The sequence below is a fragment of the uncultured Marivirga sp. genome, from assembly GCF_963974845.1.
Taxonomy (GTDB): Bacteria; Bacteroidota; Bacteroidia; order Cytophagales; family Cyclobacteriaceae; genus Marivirga; species Marivirga harenae.
This window is the reverse complement of record NZ_CAXBEQ010000009.1, coordinates 1-16,671: the sequence shown is the minus strand read 5'-3', so window position 1 is coordinate 16,671 and position 16,671 is coordinate 1. Positions and strand designations below refer to the sequence as shown.

The 16,671-nt window shown below is 35.5% G+C and carries 19 protein-coding genes and 1 tRNA gene; 11 read left to right on the top strand and 9 right to left on the bottom strand.

All coding sequences use genetic code 11. The features are described 5' to 3' along the window. Positions 1–114: 114 nt before the first annotated feature. Positions 115–639 carry a YfiR family protein gene (locus AAC601_RS17045; RefSeq protein ID WP_340153920.1) on the top strand — a complete coding sequence of 175 codons (525 nt, stop codon included), beginning with the start codon at positions 115–117 and terminating at the stop codon, positions 637–639. Positions 640–778: 139 nt separating this feature from the next. Then, positions 779–1,513, top strand: a complete 735-nt coding sequence (locus AAC601_RS17040) for a helical backbone metal receptor (RefSeq protein ID WP_340153919.1) — start codon at positions 779–781, stop codon at positions 1,511–1,513. Here AAC601_RS17040 and AAC601_RS17035 read toward each other — a convergent pair. Next, on the bottom strand, positions 1,484–2,674 hold the full coding sequence (locus tag AAC601_RS17035; protein ID WP_340153918.1) for a 3-phosphoshikimate 1-carboxyvinyltransferase: 1,191 nt from the start codon (positions 2,672–2,674) through the stop codon (positions 1,484–1,486). The two genes, AAC601_RS17040 and AAC601_RS17035, sit on opposite strands and share 30 nt — an antisense overlap. 134 nt (positions 2,675–2,808) lie before the next feature. Here AAC601_RS17035 and AAC601_RS17030 point away from each other — a divergent pair, with 134 nt between their 5' ends. Continuing rightward, the gene (locus tag AAC601_RS17030; protein WP_340153917.1) at positions 2,809–3,042 is read left to right on the top strand and encodes a hypothetical protein; all 234 of its coding nucleotides are present in this window, start codon (positions 2,809–2,811) and stop codon (positions 3,040–3,042) included. Here the strand turns inward: AAC601_RS17030 and aroB are convergent. Both aroB and AAC601_RS17020 read right to left on the bottom strand, forming a co-directional pair. Then, complete coding sequence (gene aroB, locus AAC601_RS17025; protein WP_340153916.1) at positions 3,037–4,053, bottom strand: 3-dehydroquinate synthase; 1,017 nt, start codon at positions 4,051–4,053, stop codon at positions 3,037–3,039. The genes AAC601_RS17030 and aroB overlap by 6 nt on opposite strands. Beyond that, the gene (locus AAC601_RS17020; protein ID WP_340153915.1) at positions 4,050–5,153 is read right to left on the bottom strand and encodes a chorismate mutase; all 1,104 of its coding nucleotides are present in this window, start codon (positions 5,151–5,153) and stop codon (positions 4,050–4,052) included. The genes aroB and AAC601_RS17020 overlap by 4 nt, the downstream gene beginning before the upstream one ends. A 494-nt stretch (positions 5,154–5,647) precedes the next feature. Between AAC601_RS17020 and AAC601_RS17015 the strand changes: the two genes are divergently transcribed. The 3 genes from AAC601_RS17015 (at position 5,648) to AAC601_RS17005 (ending at position 7,254) form a co-directional block, all read left to right on the top strand. Next, positions 5,648–6,187, top strand: a complete 540-nt coding sequence (locus tag AAC601_RS17015) for an SRPBCC family protein (protein ID WP_303270317.1) — start codon at positions 5,648–5,650, stop codon at positions 6,185–6,187. Positions 6,188–6,324: 137 nt separating this feature from the next. Next, complete coding sequence (locus tag AAC601_RS17010; RefSeq protein WP_340153914.1) at positions 6,325–6,819, top strand: SRPBCC domain-containing protein; 495 nt, start codon at positions 6,325–6,327, stop codon at positions 6,817–6,819. 42 nt (positions 6,820–6,861) lie between these two features. Then, entirely contained in the window at positions 6,862–7,254 is a 393-nt protein-coding gene (locus tag AAC601_RS17005; RefSeq protein WP_303270319.1) for a VOC family protein, read from the top strand. Positions 7,255–7,317: 63 nt separating this feature from the next. Here the strand turns inward: AAC601_RS17005 and AAC601_RS17000 are convergent, their stop codons facing one another. Both AAC601_RS17000 and AAC601_RS16995 read right to left on the bottom strand, forming a co-directional pair. Continuing rightward, a complete protein-coding gene (locus AAC601_RS17000) occupies positions 7,318–7,860 on the bottom strand; it encodes a prephenate dehydratase domain-containing protein (protein ID WP_303270320.1) in 543 nt (180 codons plus the stop codon). After that, on the bottom strand, positions 7,850–8,920 hold the full coding sequence (locus tag AAC601_RS16995; protein WP_340153913.1) for a bifunctional 3-deoxy-7-phosphoheptulonate synthase/chorismate mutase type II: 1,071 nt from the start codon (positions 8,918–8,920) through the stop codon (positions 7,850–7,852). Before AAC601_RS16995 ends, AAC601_RS17000 begins: the two co-directional genes overlap by 11 nt. 90 nt (positions 8,921–9,010) lie before the next feature. On the opposite strand from AAC601_RS16995, the gene AAC601_RS16990 reads away from it, so the two are divergent. The 4 genes from AAC601_RS16990 (at position 9,011) to AAC601_RS16975 (ending at position 11,362) form a co-directional block, all read left to right on the top strand. Continuing rightward, positions 9,011–10,204, top strand: coding sequence for a proline dehydrogenase family protein (locus tag AAC601_RS16990; RefSeq protein WP_340153912.1), 1,194 nt, complete (start codon positions 9,011–9,013; stop codon positions 10,202–10,204). Positions 10,205–10,273: 69 nt separating this feature from the next. Next, positions 10,274–10,651, top strand: coding sequence for a DUF423 domain-containing protein (locus AAC601_RS16985; RefSeq protein ID WP_303270322.1), 378 nt, complete (start codon positions 10,274–10,276; stop codon positions 10,649–10,651). 22 nt (positions 10,652–10,673) lie between these two features. After that, a complete protein-coding gene (locus AAC601_RS16980) occupies positions 10,674–10,961 on the top strand; it encodes a hypothetical protein (protein WP_303270323.1) in 288 nt (95 codons plus the stop codon). A 2-nt stretch (positions 10,962–10,963) separates the two neighbouring features. After that, a complete protein-coding gene (locus tag AAC601_RS16975) occupies positions 10,964–11,362 on the top strand; it encodes a magnesium citrate secondary transporter (protein ID WP_340153911.1) in 399 nt (132 codons plus the stop codon). Positions 11,363–11,520: 158 nt separating this feature from the next. Here the strand turns inward: AAC601_RS16975 and AAC601_RS16970 are convergent, their stop codons facing one another. From AAC601_RS16970 to AAC601_RS16955, 4 genes are all read right to left on the bottom strand, one after another. Next, positions 11,521–12,861, bottom strand: coding sequence for a toxin-antitoxin system YwqK family antitoxin (locus tag AAC601_RS16970; RefSeq protein ID WP_340153910.1), 1,341 nt, complete (start codon positions 12,859–12,861; stop codon positions 11,521–11,523). Positions 12,862–13,001: 140 nt separating this feature from the next. Next, positions 13,002–14,180 (bottom strand): acetyl-CoA C-acyltransferase, encoded by a 1,179-nt coding sequence (locus AAC601_RS16965; RefSeq protein ID WP_340153909.1) that lies wholly within the window; start codon positions 14,178–14,180, stop codon positions 13,002–13,004. Between the two features lie 70 nt (positions 14,181–14,250). Continuing rightward, positions 14,251–15,159 carry a hypothetical protein gene (locus AAC601_RS16960; RefSeq protein ID WP_340153908.1) on the bottom strand — a complete coding sequence of 303 codons (909 nt, stop codon included), beginning with the start codon at positions 15,157–15,159 and terminating at the stop codon, positions 14,251–14,253. Next, positions 15,156–16,124, bottom strand: coding sequence for a VWA domain-containing protein (locus AAC601_RS16955; RefSeq protein WP_303270328.1), 969 nt, complete (start codon positions 16,122–16,124; stop codon positions 15,156–15,158). Before AAC601_RS16955 ends, AAC601_RS16960 begins: the two co-directional genes overlap by 4 nt. Positions 16,125–16,487: 363 nt before the next feature. Here AAC601_RS16955 and AAC601_RS16950 point away from each other — a divergent pair. Continuing rightward, positions 16,488–16,576 (top strand) — tRNA-Ser (locus AAC601_RS16950). Positions 16,577–16,671 lie beyond the last annotated feature (95 nt).

Sequence of the window (16,671 nt, the reverse complement as noted above, 5' to 3'; positions counted from 1 at the left end):
ACTTATAATATTTTAATATCATTTTACAATTTGATGCTTTATTCTTTATAAAAATATAATTTTCTAAAGAATAGTAGTAATTTTGTTATAAATAGGGAGAAAAATATCTAAGATATGAAACGTACATTTAAAATATTTATAATTGCCTTCTGTGTTTCAATTGGCTTTAACTCACTTAATGTCAATGCACAGAGACCAATGCATGAAATTCACACCATGTTGATATTTAATTTTATTAAATACGTAGAGTGGCCTTCTGAAACTAAATCTGGTGATTTCGTAATTGCTGTATATGGGGATGATGATGTATACAATCAATTATTCAAGTTATATGGACAAAGGGAAATAAAAGGTCAAAATACCAATATTGTAAATGTATCAGATGTTGCTCAAATGGGTGCAGCACATGTTCTATACGTAGCATCTAATAAAAGTAAGGACTTTGAAGATATTTTAGGAAAATATGACACAAAGCCAACGTTAATCATTACGGACAAGCCTGGATTAGGTAAAAAAGGATCTTCTATTAATTTTAGAGAAGCCGGTGGGAAATTGAAGTTTGAAATAAATCAAGCCACTTTTGACAATAGCAACTTGAAAGTATCAAGTCAGTTGGTAAACATGGGAATAGCAATTTAAGTAAATTAATAACTATTTTACTCAAAGCTTCGTCCAAAAAGACTAGGCTTTTTTTTTGACAATTCATTCATTAAATAAAAAATATATGGTAAAAATTCAGGACCAAATCGGTAATCACTTAAGCTTAAATTCTAAGCCTATGAGAATAATCAGCTTGGTCCCATCAATAACTGAGTTTCTGTATGATTTAGGCTTAGAAGAAAGAGTTAGCGGCATCACAAAATTTTGCGTTCATCCAATGAGTTGGAGAAATGAAAAACAAATTATTGGCGGTACAAAACAGCAGCACCTTAAAAAAATAAAAGACTTAAATCCTGATTTAATAATTGCCAGCAAAGAAGAGAATGTGAAGAGCTTCGTTGACAAACTTTCAAAAAATTGCCCTGTCTATGTTTCGGATGTCACTGATTTTAGTACTGCAATTCAAATGATGATCGATATAGGGCTTTTAACAGATACTGAAGAAAAAGCAAGGACTATAACGCAACAAATAAAACTGGACTTTGACTCTCTACATATAGCGCATCAAAGAAAGAAAGTCGCTTATTGCATTTGGAAAAACCCTTGGATGTGGGCTGGTCCAGATACATTTATTTCAAAAATGCTTAGCTATTCTGGCTTCACGAATACTATTTCCAAGGAACGCTACCCCGAAATAAATATGGATGAAATCATTAAGGAGAATCCAGACTATATCTTTCTTTCTTCTGAACCCTTCCCTTTCCACACTAAACATATTGAACAATTAACTACCACATATCCTAAAGCAAAGTTTAAAATTGTGGATGGGGAAATGTTTAGCTGGTATGGAAGTCGAATGTTAAAAGCCCCAAAATATTTTAATTCACTTTTGCATGAACTCAAATCCGAATAATTGCAAATCATCCCAAAAAGTAGGATAGGACTTATTGACTACTTCAATATCATTTATTTGCAAAGCATTATTTATTGCTAGTGGAGCAAATCCCATTGCCATTCTATGGTCCTCATATGTTTCGATAATAGGCTCGCTCTTAATCGAGAAATCACTGGTTTTAAGCTTCCAAACCCCTTTCTTTGATTCAATTAATTGGCAATTGAACTTAGCTAGCTCATTTTGAAGAGCCAAAATTCTGTCTGTTTCTTTTATCCTTAAACTTTCCAAACCTGTCATTTCCAAATTGATTTTCAAGGAAGCTGCACAAGGCAAAACGGTTTGGGCTAGATCTGGACATTTTCTGAAGTCCAATTTTAGTTCTTTTTTTAAAGCTAAGCTATGCTTTTCAATTAACAGTCCTTCATTCTTAAATTCAAAATTTACACCAAAATCTCTGGCCATGCTTTTTATTACTTGATCACCTTGAAAACTTTCTGATTTCAGCCCTTCTAAAAGCACTTTTTTACCAATTTTAGATTGAGCAATTATAGAAAACCAATAACTTGAAGCTGACCAGTCTGACTCAACAATTCGCATACTTTTTTGATATCCCTGATGAGCTATTTTGATAAAGTCTCCATTTTGAGAATATCGAATTCCTGATAAATGCATCAGACCCAAAGTCATGTCAATATAGGGTTTACTGAAGGTCGGAGGTTCTATTTCCACTTCCAACCCACTGGGTAGAATAGGTGCCACCATCAGCAAAGCAGAAATATATTGACTACTGATATTACCAGGAATTGATAGTGTTGAGCTAATCTGCTCTTGAAAAGGATTAATTCTCAATGGAGGATAACCATCCTTATTTTCATAACTTATATTTGCTCCAATTGAATGAAGAGCATCCACCAAGGTACCAATTGGACGGTTTTGCATGCGTTCAGTACCTGTTAATATCACCTCCTTTTTAGTAGTAATTGCAAAATAAGCAGTTAAGAACCGCATGGCAGTTCCTGCGTCTAGCACATCAAAAATCTGGCTGTCTAAATCTGCCGTTAATAATTTAATAAGGGTCTGTGTGTCTCTTGCACTTGAAAGGTTCTCAATGGTAATCTTACCCCCTGAAAGAGCATTCATTATCAGCAATCTATTAGATTCGCTTTTCGAGCTGGGCAAATTGATAGAACAAATTTGCTGATTGGTAGAATTTTTATATTGTTTTATAAAATAATTCAAAATAATCTTTATTGGTTTAAACTGTTTTTATAAGTTGAACGTTATAAAGCTGTCAACTTTAAAATTTAAATAAAATGAGTGCCACAAGTAAATCAATTTTTTCATTCTTAGCAGGTGCGGCTGCTGTTGTTGCCGCAGGAGCTTTTTTAAGCAGTAAAAATGGTAAAAAAGTTACAAGAACTGTAACAGATCGATTAAGAAATATCAAAAGACACACTGAAGAAGGATTAGACTCAGATTGGCTTAATGATTTAAGTGATTCTGCTATTCACAGTGCTAAGACTTTTCGTGAAAAAATGAAGTTATAATATCTCGGCTAGGGCTTGATCTATCACTTCCTCTTCAACAGGAATATCATAGACTGCTGTGCCAATATTCTGAAGTAAACTCATATTGAGGTTACCATTTTCATTTTTCTTATCTTGCTTGCAAAGCCTTTTTATATTATTTAAAGAGGCTTTTTCAATTTTAGGACTGCTGTAAATTTTCCTTAATTCCTCTACTATAATCTGAAACTCACTTTCAGCTAGTAATCCTTTATATTTGCTTATATAAGCTTCTGCAATCATACCGATCCCTATTGCCTCTCCATGTAATAATTCACTGCTTGTACCTAATAAATGAGATTCTATTGCATGGCCTATCGTATGTCCAAAATTCAATATTTTTCTTAATCCTTTTTCTGTAGGATCTGCTTTTACAACTTCTTCTTTTATTGCTACTGACTGTTGTATTATTTCGTTCCCGAAACTATTACTACCATTATCAAGACAAGCTTGCCAATGCTTTTGATTTGCTATTAAGCCATGTTTAAGCATTTCAGCATAACCTGAAATCAATTGCTTTTGAGGTAAGGTATCATGAAATACCGAATCTACCAATACAGCCTCTGCTTCACAAAATAATCCGATATGATTCTTATAGCCCTGAAAGTCAATACCGGTTTTAGCTCCCACGCTTGCATCCACTTGTGATAATAAAGTGGTTGGGATGTTTATAAATCTAATTCCTCTCTTATAAGTACCTGCACAAAATCCTCCCATGTCAGTGATTACCCCTCCACCTAAATTGATAAGTAATGTCTTCCGATCCGCTGTGGCATTAGTTAGTGCACTCCAAACCAAATTGCAACTGCTAAGCGTTTTATTTCTCTCTCCAGAAGAAATTTCAATTAATTTATGAGGCTCTAAATACTCCTTAAGTATAGGATAGCAATACTCCTTGCTATTTTCATCTACTAATACAAACACCTGAGAGTATTGACCTGAAGCAAGAAGCTCCGTTATATAGCTAACTTTCTCAAAATATACTTTGCTCATATAATGGTTAAAGGTTCTACGTCTTTGTTAGCAATCTGCTTTTCTTGTCTTTTGATTGATTCATCATGTATGGCGACCAGTAAGCTTTTCATAAATTTTTCACTCATATCTTTTTCAGTACCTAACGCTACCCTGCTAGCTAAAACATCTTTCCATCTGCCTACTTGGTAAACTGATAAGTCATGTGCTTTTTTGTATGCCCCTACTTTGTCAATCAAATGAAATCGATCAGATAGTAAATCTATTAGTTTTTGATCAATATGATCGATAGAATCACGCATTTCTTTCAAATTTTCAGGAATTTGATTTTCAAAATCTATTCTCTCACGAAAAGAAATCTCCTTCAGAAGTGTTAATAATTGCTCAGGGTTTAACTGCTGTCGAGCATCTGACCAGGCCTTTGCAGGATCTGGATGAGTTTCTATCATTAGTCCGTCCATTCCAAAATTTAAAGCTCTTTGAGCTACAGTTTGTACCATTTCCGATTTCCCTGCAATATGGCTTGGGTCATTAATGATTTCTATTTCAGGTAACTCCAATTTTAACTGCATAGCTAAATTCCAATTCGGCTTATTTCTGTAAATTTTGTCATAAGGATCAGCAAATCCTCTATGAATTGCAGCTAATTTATTGATACCAACATCGTACATCCTTTCTAAAGCCCCAACCCATAAGGCTAAATCTGGATTGATTGGATTTTTAACCATTACTGGAATATCAACCCCTCGTAAAGAATCTGCAATCTCTTGTACTGAGAATGGATTCACAGTTGTTCTAGCACCGATCCATAATACATCTATCCCGTGCTTTAAAGCAGATTCTACATGATTGGCATTGGCAACTTCCACACAAACGGGAATATGCAAACGATTCTTGACCTTTTGAAGCCAAGGTAATGCTTCTTCTCCCAAGCCTTCGAAATTACCTGGCCGTGTTCGAGGTTTCCAAACACCACCTCTAAACATTCCAATTTGCGGTTCTCGTTCAAAGCTATTGCAAAGCTCATCTATTTGCTTTTCAGTTTCAACTGAACATGGGCCTGCGATTACCACGTGCTTTCCTAGTCCCAAGCCCCAATCTTTCATTTTTAAAGTATTCATAATTTTCTTGTTTTACTATTCCTGTTTCAATTCGATTAAAATTTGATCCCGTAGCATTTCAATCCTGAACGGGCAAAAAAAAAGCCCGACTCTCTCGAATCGGGCTTGCAGTATGATTTAATTTAGAAATTACATAGCATAACAAGGACCGACTCGCCTGAACGGGCTAAAATAAAAGTAAAAATAAAAACGTCCTTGTGTTTTTCTCATGCTTCAAATGTAAAATGATGATTCTTTAAAACAAAATACAATTCTAAATTATTTTATAAAAATAGCTATAACACCCTTATCTAACGTTCGTTAGCTTTTATTATTTGGTTTATAACACTAATTCAAAATATCATTAAAAAATACCTTATTATTAGCTGTGACATGCTTAATAACTTACTACTAACAATCTAAAAAAAGAAAGATGAGAAGGATCAGGAATAACATATTATCAATCCGTTCAAATTAAATCTTTATTTTCGATTACACTTTTTAAACTATTACATATGAAAATTTTAAAAATTATAGGAATTGCCATTCTAGGTTTCATCATATTGGCTTTAATTGTAGGTGCTTTTACTGAAAAGGACTATGCTGTGGAGCGAGAAATTGTAATAAATAAAAGTCAATCAGAAGTATTTGATTACGTGAAGTATCTAAAAAACCAAGATAACTTCAGCAAGTGGAGTACCATGGATCCACATATGAAAAAAGAATATAAAGGAGTAGATGGGACTGTAGGGTTCATGTCCTCTTGGGAGAGTGACAGCAGCGATGTTGGAGTTGGGGAGCAAGAAATCTTAAGTATTGAAGAAGGGAAAAGAATAGATTATGCTTTGAGGTTTTTCGAACCATTTGAATCTTCCGAAAAAGCATATATAGAAGTAGAATCTGTTGGTGACAATCAAACAAAAGTCATCTGGGGCTTCAAAGGTAGAATGGATTATCCGATGAACTTAATGTTGTTAGCCATGGACTTTGAAGCTATGCTCGGAGCTGATTTTGAATATGGCTTACAGGAATTAAAAAAGATTTTAGAGTCTTGAATGACAGTTACCATCTATTGCAGTCTTTTCACCTTAAATTGCATACTGAAACTGCTCTCGACTGAAGTAAAAACAAGCATTTAGTGAATGGCTCAGTATAATGACTCACAATTTTAATTACATTTAATACCACCGGAATGAATAACTGGAACACATTTTCTAAACGGATAATTATTAGTAAATCTGTTGACCTCGTATATCAATGTTGGGCAACTCAATCGAAAATTGAAAAATGGTTTCTAGAAAGCGCAAGTTTCAACTTCGATGCTGGACAGAGAACCCCTGACGATTTTGTGCAGAAGGGAGATACATTTACATGGAAATGGAATAATTGGGACTTTACTGAAAAAGGTGACATTTTAGAAGCTAATGGAAAAGATTTGATATCCTTCACATTTGGAACCGGTGGAACGGTAACAATACAACTTAATGAAATTGATGGGAAGACAGAGGTGATTTTAACTCAAAACAGCATCCCTACTGATGAAAAAAGTAAAATGGAAATTTATGTAGGATGCAGCACCGGCTGGACATTCTGGCTTACCAATTTAAAGGCGTTTTTGGAGTACGGAATTACTTTACATGCAAAAGGTTTAAAACAAGAAGAAACCAGGGATTTAGTTAACAGTTGATATTATTAATATTTATTCACTTTTTCTTTAAAAAACAAAAAGATGGCAACACAATCAAAGAATCCATTTACTTGGGTAGAAATTTATGTGGAAGATATGAGCAGGGCTCAAAAATTCTATGAAGAAGTATTGCAAATAAAAATGACTCCGATGCAAACACCTGGTGGATTTGGAGACTTAGAAATGGTAAGCTTTCCCTGGAATGAATCAGATGCTAATATTAGTGGGGCCCTCTGTAAAACAAAGGAGATAAAACCTGGTAGTGGTGGTACATTAATTTATTTCACTAGCGAGGACTGTGGAAAAGAGGCAGCAAGAGTTGAAGCTGCTGGTGGACAATTATTGCAGCAAAAAGAGCCTATTGGTGAGCATGGATTTTGTAGCATTTGCATGGATACGGAAGGTAACACTATCGGTTTTCATTCTAATAATTAAAAGGTGAAAGGAAATCTGCCCCGAATTTGAAGTAGACAAATTCCCTGCGCAATGTTTCCGAAATCACCCAGCAAACAATCCAAAACTCGTCAGATTTTTTCTTTTATTCGGAATACTTGAAACAATGCTTAAACCATAAAAGGACGCAGTTTCTGCGTGACAAATCGCTCCAGCCTTTAGCTCATTTTCCTTAGACACTTTATCTGCTGCGTGAGAAGTGCTAGAGCAGGTAATCAAAGTAGCATTTGGGAAATTCTCAGCAATAAATCTTTTGCTTTCTCCAAAGGCTTTTTCGTGGGAATATAGTTTCACTATATCCTTGAGTTTTATTTGCGGTTTTGAACAAACGCACAATTTTACCTCATATTCCATCTCGTCTAGCAAGGTGAAATTCTTGTTAATTTCATTTTCATGGTTTTCAACGACTCCAGCTAAAGTGTTATACAGCGCAATCCAACCGAGATGTCCAGCTTGAACTGCTTCATAAATCCCAGCAAAACTTTCACAAAATTCTATTTCTTGTTGGCCACCTAAATATTCAACACAAGAAAGATGATGAAATGAACCTTTGGGTCCCAGCGTATAAATTTTCTTCTTATTCTTCATTATAGATTTCAGTTTGGATCCTTATGGACTCATCGTGAATACTTTGATAAACAGATTTCACAAATTGAGCATCCAAATACAATTTCTCTCCCCATAAAGGACGGTTTTCTAGAATTTTATTCCAACGTTCCAATTGAAATATAGCCACATTTTTTTCTTTTTTATACTGCCCTACTTTCTTAACTAATTCCAACCTTCTAGATAACACTTCTAACAATTCCTTATCTGTTTCATCAATTTGGTCTCTTATCCCTTCCAACTCATTTCTAAAATCCTTATTTGGAAAGCTCTTCTCTCGGATTTTAAGTTGGTTTAGCATTTCTTTAAGAGCTAATGGAGTCAGCTGCTGAGCAGCATCACTCCATGCCTCATCAGGATTACGGTGTGATTCAATAATTAGACCATCATACTGTAAATCCATTGCCTTCTGTGCGATTTCAAAAAGTAGATCTCTTTTGCCTGCAATATGGCTTGGGTCATTGATCAGAAGGATTTCAGGATAACGTGACTTAAGTTCTATTGGAATTTGCCATAGAGGAATATTCCTATAGATACTTTCTTGATAGGTAGAAAAACCTCTATGAATTGCGCCTAGTTTTTGGATTCCCACAGCATCAAATCTCTCCAATGCTCCAACCCATAAAGCCAAATCCGGATTAATGGGGTTCTTCACTAAAACAGGGATATCATCAACACCTCGCACCGCTTCCGCAATCTCTTGAATATTAAAAGGATTAACAGTAGTTCTTGCTCCTACCCATAAAATATCAATATCGTTTTTTAATGCTAAGTCTACATGTTCAGCAGAAGCTACTTCTATTGCAAATTGCAAATGTGGATATAGCTCTTTAGCCTTTTTAATCCAGGGAAAAGCCATTTCACCTACACCTTCAAAGCTGTTAGGTCTAGTTCTTGGCTTCCAAACCCCTGCTCTAATAGTTGTAATACCACTCTCCACCAATCCATCAACCGTTTGTATCAACTGTTCTTCTGTTTCCGCACTGCAAGGGCCAGCAATTACCCACGGTTTCCCTGTTGAATACCAATTTTTAATCTTCATAAAATTTTTAATAAAAAGATGCAATTTAATCAATTTAACAAAAAGGACGTGACATCGTTTTCCTTATATTTGCGGACTTAAATTAATTGTATGGAAGTAACAACAAACCCAATTTTTGATGATGTATCCATTGCCTTCACCAGCAAGTCAGATCGACAATTAAGAAAAGCATATTGGCTTTTCACTTTAATGGGGAAAGGATGGTTAGTAGCTATTGGTAAATTTTTTGTGAAGCTAGGATTTGCTTTGCATCTACCCATCAGCAAATTGATCTACTGGACGGTTTATGACCAGTTTTGTGGAGGGGTAACTATCAAGGATAGCCAAGGCACTATTGATGAGCTGTCTTCTCACGGAATAGGAAGCATTTTAGATTATTCCGTAGAAGGGGCCAAAAATGAAAAAGGATTTGATAAAACTATGAATGAAATCCTGAGAACGATTGATCGTGCTGCTAATGATGATAATATCCCCTTTTGTGTATTTAAACCATCAGGTATTGCTTTAGGGAAAATCTTCACAAAAATTCAGGCCGGTCAGAAATTGACGGAGAAAGAAGAGGGAATCCATCAAAGGAATATTGAAAGATTTGAGAAAATATGTCAAGCAGCTCATGATCAAAATGTAAGAGTATTAATTGATGCAGAAGAAAGCTGGTTGCAAGATCCAATAGATGAGGTAGTGTATGAAATGATGGAAAAATACAATAAAGAAACTGCCATCATTTATAATACTTACCAAATGTATCGTGCAGATATGTTTGAGAATTTGAAAAAAGCACATAAAAGAGCATCTGAGAAAGGCTACTTCATTGGTGCAAAATTAGTAAGAGGTGCCTATATGGAAAAGGAAGCGGAAAGAGCAGAAGAAATGGGGTATCCTAATCCCATCCAAATTTCGAAGGAAAGAACTGACATAGACTATAATTCTGCCTTGGAGTATTGTGTTGAAAACTTAGATAATTTTTACGTATTTAACGGTACTCATAATCAATATAGCAACTATTTTCTAGCTTATATGATGGATAAGCATGGTATTCAGCCTAGTGACCAGCGAGTACATTTTGCTCAACTCTACGGCATGAGTGACAACATCTCATTTAACCTTGCTGACAAAGGTTATAATGTAGCCAAATACGTCCCATATGGGCCGGTAAAAGCAGTTATGCCCTATTTGTTCAGAAGAGCAGAAGAAAATACAGCAGTTGCAGGTCAAAGCAGTCGAGAGTTTTCATTGATAAAGGAAGAAATTCAGAGACGGAAGGAAGAAAGAAAGAAAAAGTAGTATTGACTGTTGGAGGATAGTACTGGAAGTTTTTCAGAGTATCTCCCACTGAAATTTATAATTGCAAATATGACACATAAATTAATTATCATCTTAGGTAGTATTTCAGGAGCAATAGCAGTCATCTTAGGAGCTTTTGGAGCTCACGCATTAAAAGACAATTTAAGCGCAGCGGGAAGGCTAGAGACATACGAGACTGCTGTCAAATATCAAATGTACCATAGTTTGGCCTTGATTCTATTAGGGATTTTGATGCTTCATTTTCAACACCGACTATTAAGCTACGCTTCATATTCGTTCCTGTTGGGAACAATTATTTTTTCTGGAAGTCTGTTTGCACTTTGCGCCACGGGAATCTCTAAATTAGGAGCAATTACGCCTATTGGAGGCGTCTTCTTAATAGCTGGATGGGTTCTTTTAGCAATCGGGATTTATAAAACTGCCTAGGACTCAAACCGTATAGCTTCATATGGCGAATTCAATTAAGTGTAAAAATTGTGGGGAATGGAACAATATTGAAGGTTCGGAGCAGCAGAAATGTTCAAATTGTGGAGCACCTATACAAGACCCTAAACAAGAAAGACTAGAACAAATCAAAAAATACAAACAAGAACAGCTGGATAAATGGATGTTTACCATCAGAGAAGATGATAATGCGTTTATTAGGTTTTCTAAAAAAGCTGGTAATATCTCATATATCGTAATTATGTCGATAGTTGGATTTTTCGCTTGGTTAGCAGCTGTTCTACCTATATGATTATGACTTTTCAGACCCTAAAAAATCCATTGGTCTACATTACCATGATTTTGTTTTTGACCAATCAGATGATTGAGAATTGGCTTAGTTTTACGGTCCCTGTTATCCATGCCTATCTTGACGACCTTCTTTGCATGCCGGTAATCCTTGGTCTAAGTACACAAATAATTCAATGGATTCATCCCCTGAGGGATCTTTATCACTTAGATAAGAAGGCTATAACTATCGTGGTATTGTTTTATAGTATTCTATTTGAAGGAATTCTACCAATGGTAGAACCCTCCACATATACGGCCGACTGGATTGATGTCATTTTATACTCTCTAGGCGGCTTTACCTATTACAATCTGATTAGTAAAAAAGTAAAAAGGGATTATTTGGCGTTATTGTATAAACTGTAATTCTTATTCATTTATATTTCGCTCACTCAATTATTATCACTTTGCAGGTTTTTTCTGTGAAAAAAGATGCAGTTCGCAACTCTGCATTCTAAGTTCTCCTACAACCCATTTGAATTCATAGGATCTTTCCTAACCAAGTAGAATTAAATACAGCATCCTTAATTCTCTTCTTCGGCAAATTTAGTTTCTTGTAGTTTATCGTTGAAGTAAATTTCAGTTTTCAACCATTTACCAGCTTGATTAAAGTATTTCCATTCCTCCACTTTTTTGTTGCCAGCATATTTTCCGCTTATGGCTACTTTTCCATTTTCATGATATTGAAAGTATTCTCCATGTGCTTTTCCAAATTTATAAATAGTAGTTTCCCTTTTTTGCTTGTCTGGATAGTAAGATATTTCCAATCCAGATTTTTTACCTACTTGATAATTTACTTCATATTTAAGTCCTCCCCCATTATAATATTCTGCATACATCCCATGCAATTGGCCATTACTATAATTTTCGATCTTTATTAAATCTTCATCTTCATTATAAAATGTCCACTCCCCAAACGGCTCATCACTTTTGAAGTATTGAGTCGACTTCAGCTTACCATTTTGCCACAATTCTTCAACTTCTCTATCATTTCCTTCATTGGAATAAACAGTTTTCACTTGTAAGTTTCCATTGCTATCGTACTCTAAAAAATTCCCTGAAAGAAAGCCATTTTTGTAATTGCGCTCAACTTTTACAGTTCCGTCAGAATAATACGAAATGTTTTCACCATCTAAATTACCTTCTTTATAAGAACCAATTAAAAGCAAATTACCTGCTCTGTCAAAGGTTTTAAATTCACCAGACTTTACACCCTTTTGATTTTCAAAAACTGTTTCCAACTGACCATTATTAAAGAAAGTTTTAAATTCACCACTCAATTCCCCATTTACGTAATGCTCCTCGGTTTTCATCTTCCCATTGGGGTAGTAGCGCTGGCTGATACCATTTGGCTCTCCATTTTTATAATTAATTCTCTGGGCTAAGATTCCATCTTTAAAATACTCCAAGACTTCCCCATCAGGCTTCCCATTTTTAAAATCACTTTCGCTTTTGAGTTGTCCTTCTGGATAATACAGCTTGAGTTTACCATTTAAGGTATCATTCTTAAAATTGGCTTCTTGCAAAGTATTACCTTTTTTACCATAAACTATTGTTTTTCCAGTTCGACTTCCTTTTACAAAGTTAGTCGTTCTCATTAAAGTCCCGTCAGGATAGTACATTTCAAAAACACCATCTTCTTTACCATCCTTAAAAATACCCGTGGCCATCAGTTCACCACTTTCGTAATATTTCTTATACTCCCCCTGGATTTGGCTAGTATCTCCATTGGCAATGAAGTAAACCTCTTTGGTTGAGGTACGATCAGTGCTATCATAATAATTGGAAATTTTTTGCAATTCTTGAGCGCACAATAATTGAGTTGTAAACAAAAAGAGAAAAAGGGGGAAGAGGAAAGCTCGCATGAAAAATTATTAATCTGGTTAATGAAAAACAGCTTGCAAAGATAACTTACAAGCTGTTAAAATATTGTAGAATGACTTAATTGTCAGTTAAGTTCCATATTGTGTAGATGAATATAAAATCATCAAACAAGGGAATGCCTTTACAATTTCTCAATTACAATAGCTGAAGCACCGCCACCGCCATTACAAATACCCGCTACACCTATTTTACCATTTTTTTGGCTAAGGACAGAATGCAAAGTCGTCATAATTCTTGCACCTGAAGCTCCTAAAGGATGCCCTAAAGCAACTGCACCACCAAATACATTAACTTTTTCAGGATCTAAACCTAATTCCATATTATTAGCAATGGCTACAGCAGAAAATGCCTCATTAATTTCATAAAAATCGACTTCCTCTTTGCTAAGACCTGCTCTTTTCATAGCAATAGGAATTGCTAGAGAAGGAGCAGTAGTAAACCATAGTGGATCCTGTGCGGCATCACCAAATCCTCTGATTTTAGCAATTGGCTTTATACCTAAAGCATCAGCTTTTTCTTTGCTCATGAGAACCAATGCTGAAGCACCATCATTGATGGTGGAAGCATTTGCAGCAGTGACTGTTCCGTCTTTTGCAAAAACTGGTCTTAGGCCTGGTATTTTTTCAAATCTAACATTTTTGAACTCTTCGTCTTCAGAAATTACCAAGGGATCACCTTTTCTTTGAGGAACCTCAACAGGAACAATTTCTTCCTTAAAGCTTCCGTCTTCAGTAGCTTTTGCAACTCTCTTGTAGGAATTGATCGCATATTCATCTTGCTGTTCACGAGTAATTTTCATCTCTTTGGCAGTATTGTCGGCACAGTTCCCCATTGGAAATTTATTGTAAACTTCCCAAAGACCATCATTCAAAAGACCATCAACTAATTCGCCATTTCCGTACTTATAGCCATATCTAGCTTTTGGGATATAGTAAGGAATGTTAGACATACTCTCCATTCCACCTGCAACGATAGTGTCAGCATGACCTAACATGATACTCTGAGCACCGAACATCACAGATTTCATTCCGGATGAACACACTTTATTTACGGTTGTACACGGAACATTAAAGCCTATTCCAGCACCTATAGCCGCTTGTCTGGCTGGGGCCTGTCCAAGGTTAGCAGACACTACATTTCCCATGAATACTTCATTCACTTCTTTAGCGTCTACATTGGCTTTAGATAAAGCTCCTTTAATAGCCGCAGAACCAAGTTGTACAGCACTTAGGCTAGCTAAACTTCCTCCAAAACTTCCGATTGGTGTCCTTACTGCGGACACAATATATACTTCTTGCATTACAATTTTATTTTAGTCGTTTCAATGTAAAATTAATTAAAATAAGCTTGGGATAAAACCTGAATCAAAATTACCAATCAGGTTTGCCCGAATCTTGTTTTTTGGTCGCTTTCTTCCTCAATTGCTGAAAATATTGAGACTCTTTATTTCTTAAGGCCTCCAATATCATTTGAGCCTTTTCTTCGGAAATATTCATTTCTTCTAGCTTCTGTTTCGCACTTGGTTTCATATCCTGCTCTTCCCCATCTTTTTGTTCCTCTCCCTCTTTTTGTTCCTGTTGCTTTTGCTCTTCCTGCTCTTTTCCTTTTTCCTCCTTATTTTGCTCCCCGTCTTGCTGCTCAGCATCATCTTTCTGTTGCTGCTCCTCCGATTCTTTATCTTCTTGGCTCTTTTCTTGATTCTCGTCTTGCTTCTGATTTTCAGAGTCTTGATTTTCCTTATTTTGTTGGTCCTTATTTTCTTGATCTTGTTCCTCCTGATCTTTATTCTCTTGATTTTGGTCTTGATTCTGATCTTGATTTTGCTTTTCTTGCTCTTGCATTTTCTTTTTGAGCAACTCATAATTATAACGAGCCTTACTATTGCTAGGATCTGCTTTCAAAGCCTCTTTAAAAAAAGACAGGGCACTTTCATATTCCTTTTGCATTTCAGAAAGATTACCCATTTGTAGCATAGATCTAGATTTTAATTTGGCGTTCTCAACATCAGAGACCCTCCTATAAGCATCAAATGCATTGACTGTATCCTTCAACTGAAAATAGGCGTGAGCCCTATTCAATTCAGCCTCAGGACTTTCATATCCCAACGAATCTAAAAGGTAAGTATAGTGTTCTACGACTTTTTCATAATTGCCATTTTTCAAAGCCTGTTGTGCTCTTTCTTTGGCAGCATTTGCCTTGGCTATTTTTCCTACAGGATCAATAGCAGCAAGTTGAAAAGAAGTAAAAAACCCTAGTAAAATCAATACAAAATTCTTCATATTTTAATTATTTTAAGTGTGGTTACTAAATCTAATAACAGCAAAATGATGGCTGCAATCAAAAAATAAAAATATTTATTAGCTGATACATCAACAGTTTTGGCATCTTTTAATTCCCCTTCTATATTATTAATGGTAGCAATTAACCTTCCCACTTCATTTTCACCTTCATTAATCTCAAAATATTCGCCATCTGTTTCATCTGCAAGATTCTTTAAAGATCGAGCATCTAATTTGGTGATTATTTCATTTCCACTTCGATCTTTTCTAAACCCTCTTCGAGTTCTGATTTTACTACCTTCCTCAGTACCCACTCCTAGTGAAAACAATCGAATTCCAGACTCATTGATTTTGGTTACTGCACTTTCCGTGTCATCCCCAAAATCCTCACCATCGCTAATAAGGATGATGATTTTTGATTTTTGCTGATTAGAAGGGCCTTCCTCTGACGTTAATTTTTCATGTGCCATTGTTAAAGCCCCTCCAAAATCTGTACTGCTTCCTGGAACCAAACCTGTATTCAATGTCTCAATAAATAGATTGAGAGCATTTTGATCATATGTTAATGGACATTGAACAAAAGCCTCAGACGAAAAAATTAGCAAACCAATCCGATCAGAATTAAAAGCATCGACTATGTTTTTCAATTCATATTTAATTTTTTCAAGTCTAGTGGGTGCAACATCATAAGCATCCATGGAAGCGGATAAATCTACTGCTATCATAATATCCTTCCCTACTGCCTTAATTTCCTTTTTATCATCGCCAAAGGAAGGTCCTAACAGGGAAATAATAAGCAAAGTAAATACAGCAGACCTTAACAAAAATTTTGGCAAAATATTGGAATAGGCTTGACCAACTCTTTTAGCTACAGAAAAAACCCGAAAGGTATAAGTCAGATAGAGTACTAAAAAAATAATTATAAATATAATCTCTTCCGCCCCGAGGGAGTGAATCCAAGTCATAGATTTAAATTTTTACAAAAATATAAAAGCAAATGTAAAGGGCAACATTGATTTGGTTCTAAGATTTGTAAAACGACAGAAAGAATGTCTTGTTATAATTTTCAGGATTAATATTAAACGGATTTTTATACCTCAGACATTTCAAACCGTCAGGTAGACAATTCATATTATTAATGAGCATTGAAAATGAAAAAGTGATTTAATAAATATTGAAGAATTAATTTACTGGCATACAGCGGGATGAAAACAATATCTAAAAAAAGTTAGATTTATTTTGATTCTGATTTGGTAGAGACGGAAAACTTCCTTTATATTTGCATCACTTTTCGGAAACGAGGAGGGGATTTGAGTTAAACAAAGCCCGGAGAGGTGGGTGAGTGGCTGAAACCACATGTTTGCTAAACATGCGTACGTGTTAAAGCGTACCGGGGGTTCGAATCCCCCTCTCTCCGCAGAAAGTTCTTAGTACAAAAGAGAGATTAACAGTAAAATCTCGGGGTGTAGCGTAGCCCGGTATCGCGCCTCGTTTGGGACGAGGAGGTCGTAG